We start from the raw sequence: 7,703 nt of genomic DNA, 5'->3' as shown, positions 1-7,703 counted from the left end.
TGTTCACCACCGCACACTGTGGGAGCTGGCTTGCCAGCGATAGCGTCAGCACATTCACTGCAAATCTTCTAGGCTGAACCAGACCATTCCAGCAAACCGGAGGCCCCCATGCACCTGGAAGGCTCTTGCCATTGCGGCGCAGTGACATTCTCCCTGACCAGCGCCCACCCCTATCCATATCAACGTTGCTACTGCTCGATCTGCCGCAAGACCCAGGGCGGTGGCGGTTACGCGATCAACCTCGGCGGCGACGCCAGCAGCCTGAAAGTGCAAGGTCGCAAGCACATCAGCATCTACCACGCGAAGATGAAAGACGCAGGCGAAAAACGCGCCCACCGCAGCACTGCCGAGCGACATTTCTGCGCGCAGTGTGGCAGCGGTTTGTGGCTGTTCAGCCCGGAATGGCCGGAGCTGATCCACCCGTTCGCCTCGGCCATCGACACCCCGTTGCCGGTACCGCCGGAACACACGCACCTGATGCTCGGCTCAAAGGCCCCTTGGGTCGAAGTCGAGGCTAAACCGAAGGACAAACAGTTCGAGGTCTACCCCGAAGAGTCCATCGCCCAATGGCATGAGCGCCTCGGTTTGACTCGCTGATCACCTTCACAGTCTTTGACAGTTTCCCGACAAAGCTGCCAAAGATTGCTGGCCGCCACCCGCCTAGCATGGGCGCATCCAAACTCCCCTCGGGTGCCCCATGCCGGTTTCGTTACGAACGTTCTCGCTGTCTCTGACTTCCCTTTGCCTGTTGTTGCCGGGCGATTCGTTGCGCGCCGAAGACTGGCAAACAACCTTGCGCGCTGGTGCGGTCAGCACGCCGCGCTACAGCGGTAGCGACGAACGGGTTTTGGCGCCGCTGGTGGGTGTCGAAATCGTCAGCCCGTACGGTTTTTTTCTCGACAGCAGTCGGGGTCTGGGCTGGGGTTTTGACGAGGACGACTTCGGCCTCAGCGTCTACGTCGGCGCCAGCGATGTGCGCAAGGATCGCAAGACCGGCTACAAGGGTTCGGACGATCTCAACGGTATGGGTTCGATCAAGTCTCGGCCGGTGATCGGGCTGGATGGTCGCTATCACATGGGGCCGATTGTTCTGGAGGCGAACTTCGAGCATGCGCTGGAAAAGGATGATGACGACCACGACACCGGCTCAGCCTGGAATCGCCTGAAACTCAGCCTCAATATGCCACTGTATGAGGGACGTTACGGCAAGGTGAATGGCGGGGTTAACAGCCAGTTTGGTGATGGCGACTATCTGCGCACCTGGTATGGGGTAAGTGCGGCACAAGCGGCGCGCAGCCGGTTTGGGGCGTACAAGGCCCATGGCGGGTTGATCAGTCGCGGGGCGGATCTGACCTGGACGATGCCGATTGATGAGCAGTGGAGTGTTTCGACGGTGTTGGCGGTGCAGTATCTGAACCATGAGGCGGCGGACAGCCCGATTGTCGAGCGGCGGTTGCAGACTTCGTTGGCTGGACAGGTGGTTTATACCTTTTGAGTTTGCGATGTGTCTGATGGCCTCATCGCTGGCAAGCCAGCTCCCACAGGGATTTGTAGTGTAGCCACTGAACCTGTGGGAGCTGGCTTGCCAGCGATGGGGCCGGAACAGGCAACATCACTCAATCCAGATGTGCCCAGGTCATACGAAACGACGCCCCACCCCAAACCGACTCGCCTACCTCAACCTGCCCGCCATGCGACTGCGACACCCGTCGCACCAACGCCAGCCCCAGCCCGAAGCCACCGGTACGCCGATCACGACTGGCATCCAGCCGCGAGAACGGTTCGAAGATTTTCTCCCGCCCATCCACCGGCACGCCCGGTCCGTCATCATTAACCCGCACTTCGTAATAATCGCCAGTGCGTACCAGCGTCACCTCGACCCGTTGATCGGCATAACGAATCGCATTGCGCAGCAGATTGATCACCGCCCGCGCCATAAACCGTGGTTCGATGCGCACCGTTTCGAGCTGGCATTCACCGATCAGTAATTGCACTCCCGCCGCTTCCGCCTCCAGCGCCACGCTGCCGACCACGCTGTCGAGCCAATTGGTCGCCTGGATATTCTCGCGTTTGATCACCGTCGCGCCGCGTTCAAGGCTGGCGTAGGTCAGCAGTTCCGAGACCATTTCTTCCAGCTCGCCAAGGTCGGCGTACATGTCGGCGATCAACTCGCGATTCAGGCTGGCATCCGGTTGCTGCTTGAGTTGATCAAGTTCAAACGACAACCGCGCAATCGGCGTGCGCAATTCGTGGGACACGGCGTTAGTCAGTTCGCGCTGATTGGCGATCAGGCTCTCGATCCGCGCCGCCATCAGGTTGAAGTGCCCGGCCAGATCACGAATGTTCGAGCGCTTGGACAACTGGATGCGCACCGCCAGATCGTTATCGCCGAAGCGCTCGGCCGCCAGCCGCAGCTTCTCCAGATCGCGCCAGTGCGGGCGTACCCAGAAGAACAGGACGATACCGATCAACACCGCCAGCATCATGTAAGCCGCAGTGATGTAGAACGGCATCAGGCTCGGCTCGGGCGGCAGTTTGATGCTGAGCAACTGGCTACCACCATCGATGTTGCTGATGAACTGGGTGTAGTTGTCGCGGATCACCAGCAGGTTCTGCGCCAGCTCGGATTTTTCCTCGGCAGTCAGCGCCAGTTGATCGGCCTCGACCAGCTTCAGCGACAAACCATAATGCGGGCGCAGGGCTTCCAGTTGCTGCTCGCGCGCCTCGCCATGTTGTTCGCGCATGTGCTCGACCAGCGACCACGCCTGCCCGCGCACAGCCTCACGGTTGTAAGCCTGCATCTGGTTGTCGAGCAAGGCGTTGAAGGTGTGTTCGACCGTCTGCAATGCCAGCACCAGGCCGACCGTCATCACCAGAAACAGCCCGAAAAATAACCGCAGCATCTACAACTCCCAGGCAAACGGATTGAACAGGTAACCCTTGCCCCACACGGTTTTGATGCACACCGGTTCGCGGGGGTTGTCCTTGAGTTTGTTGCGCAACTTGCTGATGTACACATCGACGCTGCGGTTGAGGCCATCGAAGGCAATGCCGCGCATGCGATTGAGGATGTCATCACGAGAAAGCGTCTTGCCCGCCGCACTGGCCAGCAACCACAGCAGTTCGAACTCCATGGTGGTCATTTCGATGATCTCGCCCGCCAGCCGCACCTCGCGGCAACTGCGATCGATGTTCAAACGGCCGAATTCCAGTGAACTGACCACGCCATTCTCCGGCACCTGACGGCGTTGCAGCGCACGCAATCGAGCCAGCAGCACCGGCGGTTTGATCGGTTTGATCACGTAGTCGTCGGCACCGGACTCAAGGCCGAGAATATGGTCGAGGTCGTCTTCCTTGGCGGTGAGGATGACAATCGGCGTGTCCGACACGCTGCGGATCTCCCGGCAAACGTGCAGACCGCTCTGCCCCGGCAGCATGAGGTCCAGCACCACGACCTTAGGCTTGAATTCAAGAAACGCGGCCACCGCCAGATCGCCGCGATGCACCGTGTGCACCTCGTAGCCATGCTGTTCGAGAAAGTGTGCGATCAACGCCGCGAGGCGCTCATCGTCCTCCACCAGAAGGACTTTGCCAAAACCCAGGTTATCCATAACGACCGTCTGCCAACCCATGTGTGAAGTGGGCGACATTATGGCGGCATTGCCGGTGCGACGTTTGCTTCACGCAGCAAAAACCGGCCGCAGGGGCCGGTTTCCGGTGATGTTTCATACTCTTAAGAGTTTTTCACAATCTCAGGCGGGTACGCCGCTGTGGAAGCGGAATTCCTCGTCCGGCGACTCGATCAGTTCCTGTTCGGCAGCTCGCACTCGCTCGATCACCTGCGCGATGTCTTTCGCGTCGCCGTACTGGTAGGCCAGTTTCAGGTAACCCTGATAGTGCCGCGCCTCGCTTTTCAGCAGGCCGAAATAGAACTTGCCGAGTTCTTCGTCCAGATGCGGCACCAGCGCTTCGAACCGCTCGCAACTGCGCGCTTCGATGAAAGCGCCGACCACCAGCGTATCGACCAGTTTCACCGGTTCATGGCTGCGCACCACTTTGCGCAGGCTCGATGCGTAACGGCCGGCATGCAACTGACGCAGTTCGATCTTGCGCCGTTTCATCAGGCGCATCACTTGTTCGTGGTGCACCAGTTCTTCCCGGGCCAGACGCGACATCATGTTGATCAGATCGGCGTGGGAATGGTACTTGGCAATCAGGCTCAACGCGGTGCTGGCAGCCTTGAACTCGCAGTTCTTGTGGTCGATCAGCATGGTTTCCTGATCGGCCAATGCAGCCTGAACCCAGGCATCGGGCGTGCGGCAACCAAGGAATTCGTGGATTTCGGGAAAGATCATGGGGCTCACGGCTAAAAAGGTGTTCGAGCGAAGGGCGCCGATTATACCGGCCTGCCCGCAGACCACCAGTCGCCATCGTTGATATGCATCAAGTCGCAGGCTGACGGGCAGCAACTATAGTTGTGCAACGCCGTGCCTTTTCTTTGCTGGAGACTCCGCTCATGCAAGCCATTCGCAGCATTCTGGTGGTCATCGAACCCGAACATTCGGAAAGCCTGGCGCTCAAGCGCGCCAAGCTGATCGCTGGCGTGACCCAGGCCCATCTGCACCTGCTGGTGTGCGACAGGAAGCACGACCACGCCGGGATGCTCGGCGTACTCAAAGCCGCGCTGGTGGCGGACGGTTACAGCGTCACCACCGAACAGGCGTGGAACGAAAGCCTGCACGAAACCATCATCGACGTGCAGCAGGCCGAAGGCTGCGGGCTGGTGATCAAACAGCATTTCCCCGACAGTCCACTGAAAAAAGCCCTGCTGACCCCGGCCGACTGGAAACTCCTGCGCAACTGCCCTACCCCGGTACTGCTGGTGAAAACCTGCATGCCGTGGAAGGACCGAGTGATTCTCGCCGCAGTCGATGTCGGCAATGCCGACGGCGAGCACCGGCATCTGCACACGACGATCATCGATCACGGCTATGACATCGCCAGTCTGGCCAAGGGGCATCTGCATGTGATCGCCGCACATCCGTCGCCGATGCTGTCGGCGGCTGACCCGACCTTTCAGCTCAAGGAAACCATCGAGGCGCGCTATCGCGACCAGTGCCGGGCGTTTCAGGCCGAGTTCGATGTCGACGATGAGCATCTGCACATCGAGGAAGGACCGGCGGATGTGTTGATTCCGTTCATGGCGCACAAACTGCAAGCGGCGGTGACGGTGATTGGCACCGTGGCGCGCACCGGGTTGTCAGGGGCGTTGATCGGCAATACCGCCGAAGTGGTGCTCGACTCGCTGGAAAGTGACGTGCTGGTGCTCAAGCCGCAGGAGGTTGAGGATCATCTGGTGGAGTTGGCGGTGAAACACTAGGTCTCAAGATCAAAAGATCGCAGCCTTCGGCAGCTCCTACAGTTGGAACGCATTCCCCTGTAGGAGCTGCCGAAGGCTGCGATCTTTTGACTTTAAAAATCAGGCGCCGAAGGCGTCCTTGAGGAATCCGGGAGCGATATAGCGCTGATAGTGCGCTTCCGACAGCAGGAAAAATTCCCGATCAATGGCATCGCGCAATTCCGGCAGATTCCAGTCGCGAAACTCCGGCAGCAACACCATCCCGTAGGCATCCAGATTAATGATCACCCGCGCACCCCGGGCGATCAGTTGGTACGCCCAGCAATATTCCGACTGATGCGGCACAAAGCGGATCTTGCGCTGTTCCAGCTGCTGGCGCAGGCGCGCCGAGTCGAAAATCTCGACCTTGCCGGCCATCACTTGTGACAGCAATTGTTCGAGTCGCAGCCAGACCGCGCGCTTTTCTTCCTCGTTGTAACCGTTCCAGTTGATCACTTCGTGATGGAAACGCTTGCAGCCACGGCACACCAGATCACCGTAAACAGTGGAGCAGAGGCCGACGCATGGGGTCTTGATGGTCTGATTGGGCATAAAGTAGACAAAACACTGAAACGCGGAACAGGTCGGCATGTTAGCCCTTTGTCTAACATTGATCACCCCTCAAACTTGAGGGCCTAACTTACCTTTAATTTTTTTTTGCCGTAGAATCAGCCAGCCTTTTAAGGCGCCAATGTCCGTTAGAAGCTGTTTTCAAAGCGTCACGAGCACAGTCGTTCCTTCAGAGCGGTGTTGGCGAAGGGTTTTTCCAGCGGGGAAAAGCCAATCGCCAACCCTCATCAGCTCCCCGTTCTGCAGGCGTAAAACTTTGAAAGCAGCTTCTGTAAGGAATGTCCGGTAATTCTGGCCAAACGACCCACAACGTCGTGCGGCGCATGAGTACGGTCATTTCGGGATGAGCGTCCCGGACACCCATTTGGGACCACTGATGAGGGTAATAACTGTGCTTGAAGCCTACCGCAAACATATCGAAGAGCGTGCAGCCCTGGGTATCGTTCCCCAGCCGCTTAACGCCGAACAAACTGCAGGCCTGGTCGAGCTGCTGAAGAATCCTCCGGCTGGCGAAGAAGAATTCCTCGTTGACCTGATCACCAATCGCATTCCACCAGGCGTGGACGAAGCGGCTTATGTCAAAGCCGGTTTCCTCTCTGCACTGGCCAAGGGCGAAGTCTCCTCTCCTCTGCTGGACAAGAAGCGCGCTGTAGAACTGCTCGGCACCATGCAGGGCGGCTACAACATCGTGACCCTGGTTGACCTGCTCGACGACGCCGAACTGGCGCCGGTTGCTGCTGCTCAACTCAAGCACACCCTGCTGATGTTCGACGCATTCCACGACGTGGCTGAAAAAGCCAAGAACGGCAACGTTCACGCTCAAGGCGTGCTGCAGTCCTGGGCTGACGGCGAGTGGTTCAAGAACCGTCCGACCCTGGCCGACAAAATCAGCCTGCGCGTGTTCAAGGTGACTGGCGAGACCAACACCGACGACCTGTCGCCTGCTCCGGATGCCTGGTCGCGTCCAGACATCCCGCTGCACGCTCTGGCCATGCTGAAAATGGCTCGTGAAGGCATCGTTCCTGATCAGCAGGGCGCCATCGGCCCGATGAAGCAGATCGAAGAAATGCGCGGTCAAGGCTTCCCTATCGCCTACGTCGGTGACGTGGTCGGTACCGGTTCCTCGCGTAAGTCCGCTACCAACTCGGTTCTGTGGTTCTTCGGCGACGACGTTCCTTACGTGCCGAACAAGCGTGCTGGCGGTTTCTGCTTCGGCAGCAAAATCGCTCCGATCTTCTACAACACCATGGAAGATGCCGGCGCACTGCCAATCGAGTTCGACGTTTCCAACATGAACATGGGCGACGTGATCGACCTGTACCCGCATGCTGGCAAAGTCTGCAAACACGGAACCGACGAAGTCCTGACCACCTTCGAAATGAAGACTCCGGTTCTGTTGGACGAAGTTCGCGCTGGCGGCCGTATTCCACTGATCATCGGCCGTGGCCTGACCGAGAAGGCTCGCGCCGAACTGGGTCTGCCTGCGTTCGACCTGTTCAAAAAGCCTGATGCACCGATCGAAAGCACCAAGGGTTACACCCTGGCGCAGAAAATGGTCGGCAAGGCTTGCGGTCTGGCAGAAGGCAAAGGCATCCGTCCTGGCACCTACTGCGAACCGAAGATGACCACCGTAGGTTCTCAGGACACCACCGGTCCAATGACCCGTGACGAACTGAAAGACCTGGCGTGCCTGGGCTTCTCCGCTCATCTGGTGATGCAGTCCTACTGCCACACC

Annotated in this window: 7 protein-coding genes and 1 pseudogene; 4 read left to right on the top strand and 4 right to left on the bottom strand. The window is 58.8% G+C overall.

All coding sequences use genetic code 11. The features are described 5' to 3' along the window. Positions 1-108 precede the first annotated feature (108 nt). Together ACIOZM_RS01455 and ACIOZM_RS01450 are read left to right on the top strand one after the other, a co-directional pair. Positions 109-597, top strand: a complete 489-nt coding sequence (locus tag ACIOZM_RS01455; protein ID WP_401208644.1) for a GFA family protein — start codon at positions 109-111, stop codon at positions 595-597. A gap of 100 nt (positions 598-697) precedes the next feature. Next, positions 698-1,495 (top strand): MipA/OmpV family protein, encoded by a 798-nt coding sequence (locus ACIOZM_RS01450; protein WP_401208642.1) that lies wholly within the window; start codon positions 698-700, stop codon positions 1,493-1,495. A gap of 121 nt (positions 1,496-1,616) precedes the next feature. Here ACIOZM_RS01450 and ACIOZM_RS01445 read toward each other — a convergent pair whose 3' ends face one another. The 3 genes from ACIOZM_RS01445 to ACIOZM_RS01435 all read right to left on the bottom strand — a co-directional run bounded on the left by ACIOZM_RS01445 (position 1,617) and on the right by ACIOZM_RS01435 (position 4,355). Further along, entirely contained in the window at positions 1,617-2,903 is a 1,287-nt protein-coding gene (locus tag ACIOZM_RS01445; RefSeq protein WP_401208640.1) for an ATP-binding protein, read from the bottom strand. Continuing rightward, positions 2,904-3,611: a response regulator gene (locus ACIOZM_RS01440; RefSeq protein ID WP_401208637.1), complete on the bottom strand. Its 708-nt coding sequence runs from the start codon at positions 3,609-3,611 to the stop codon at positions 2,904-2,906. It lies immediately after the preceding gene. A 141-nt stretch (positions 3,612-3,752) separates the two neighbouring features. After that, the gene (locus tag ACIOZM_RS01435; protein ID WP_401208635.1) at positions 3,753-4,355 is read right to left on the bottom strand and encodes a tRNA-(ms[2]io[6]A)-hydroxylase; all 603 of its coding nucleotides are present in this window, start codon (positions 4,353-4,355) and stop codon (positions 3,753-3,755) included. A 161-nt stretch (positions 4,356-4,516) separates the two neighbouring features. Here ACIOZM_RS01435 and ACIOZM_RS01430 point away from each other — a divergent pair, with 161 nt between their 5' ends. Further along, positions 4,517-5,380: a universal stress protein gene (locus tag ACIOZM_RS01430; protein ID WP_401208633.1), complete on the top strand. Its 864-nt coding sequence runs from the start codon at positions 4,517-4,519 to the stop codon at positions 5,378-5,380. Positions 5,381-5,479: 99 nt separating this feature from the next. On the opposite strand, the gene ACIOZM_RS01425 is transcribed toward ACIOZM_RS01430, so the two are convergent. After that, a complete protein-coding gene (locus ACIOZM_RS01425) occupies positions 5,480-5,950 on the bottom strand; it encodes a DUF1289 domain-containing protein (protein ID WP_201238924.1) in 471 nt (156 codons plus the stop codon). A 409-nt stretch (positions 5,951-6,359) separates the two neighbouring features. Between ACIOZM_RS01425 and ACIOZM_RS01420 the strand changes: the two are divergent. Further along, positions 6,360-7,703 (top strand): annotated as a pseudogene (locus tag ACIOZM_RS01420) (aconitate hydratase B); the annotation flags it as partial.

This window comes from Pseudomonas sp. NPDC087346 (assembly GCF_044744235.1).
In the GTDB taxonomy this organism is placed as follows: domain Bacteria; phylum Pseudomonadota; class Gammaproteobacteria; order Pseudomonadales; family Pseudomonadaceae; genus Aquipseudomonas.
The sequence above is the reverse complement of the archived record's forward strand: the minus strand, read 5'-3'. Positions and strand labels throughout refer to the sequence as shown.

Bases quoted from the DNA above. Each gene is read 5' to 3' on its own strand.
- ACIOZM_RS01455 (WP_401208644.1), top strand. From the start codon at position 109: ATGCACCTGGAAGGCTCTTGCCATTGCGGCGCAGTGACATTCTCCCTG.
- ACIOZM_RS01450 (WP_401208642.1), top strand. From the start codon at position 698: ATGCCGGTTTCGTTACGAACGTTCTCGCTGTCTCTGACTTCCCTTTGC.
- ACIOZM_RS01445 (WP_401208640.1), bottom strand. From the start codon at position 2,903: ATGCTGCGGTTATTTTTCGGGCTGTTTCTGGTGATGACGGTCGGCCTG.
- ACIOZM_RS01440 (WP_401208637.1), bottom strand. From the start codon at position 3,611: ATGGATAACCTGGGTTTTGGCAAAGTCCTTCTGGTGGAGGACGATGAG.
- ACIOZM_RS01435 (WP_401208635.1), bottom strand. From the start codon at position 4,355: ATGATCTTTCCCGAAATCCACGAATTCCTTGGTTGCCGCACGCCCGAT.
- ACIOZM_RS01430 (WP_401208633.1), top strand. From the start codon at position 4,517: ATGCAAGCCATTCGCAGCATTCTGGTGGTCATCGAACCCGAACATTCG.
- ACIOZM_RS01425 (WP_201238924.1), bottom strand. From the start codon at position 5,950: ATGCCCAATCAGACCATCAAGACCCCATGCGTCGGCCTCTGCTCCACT.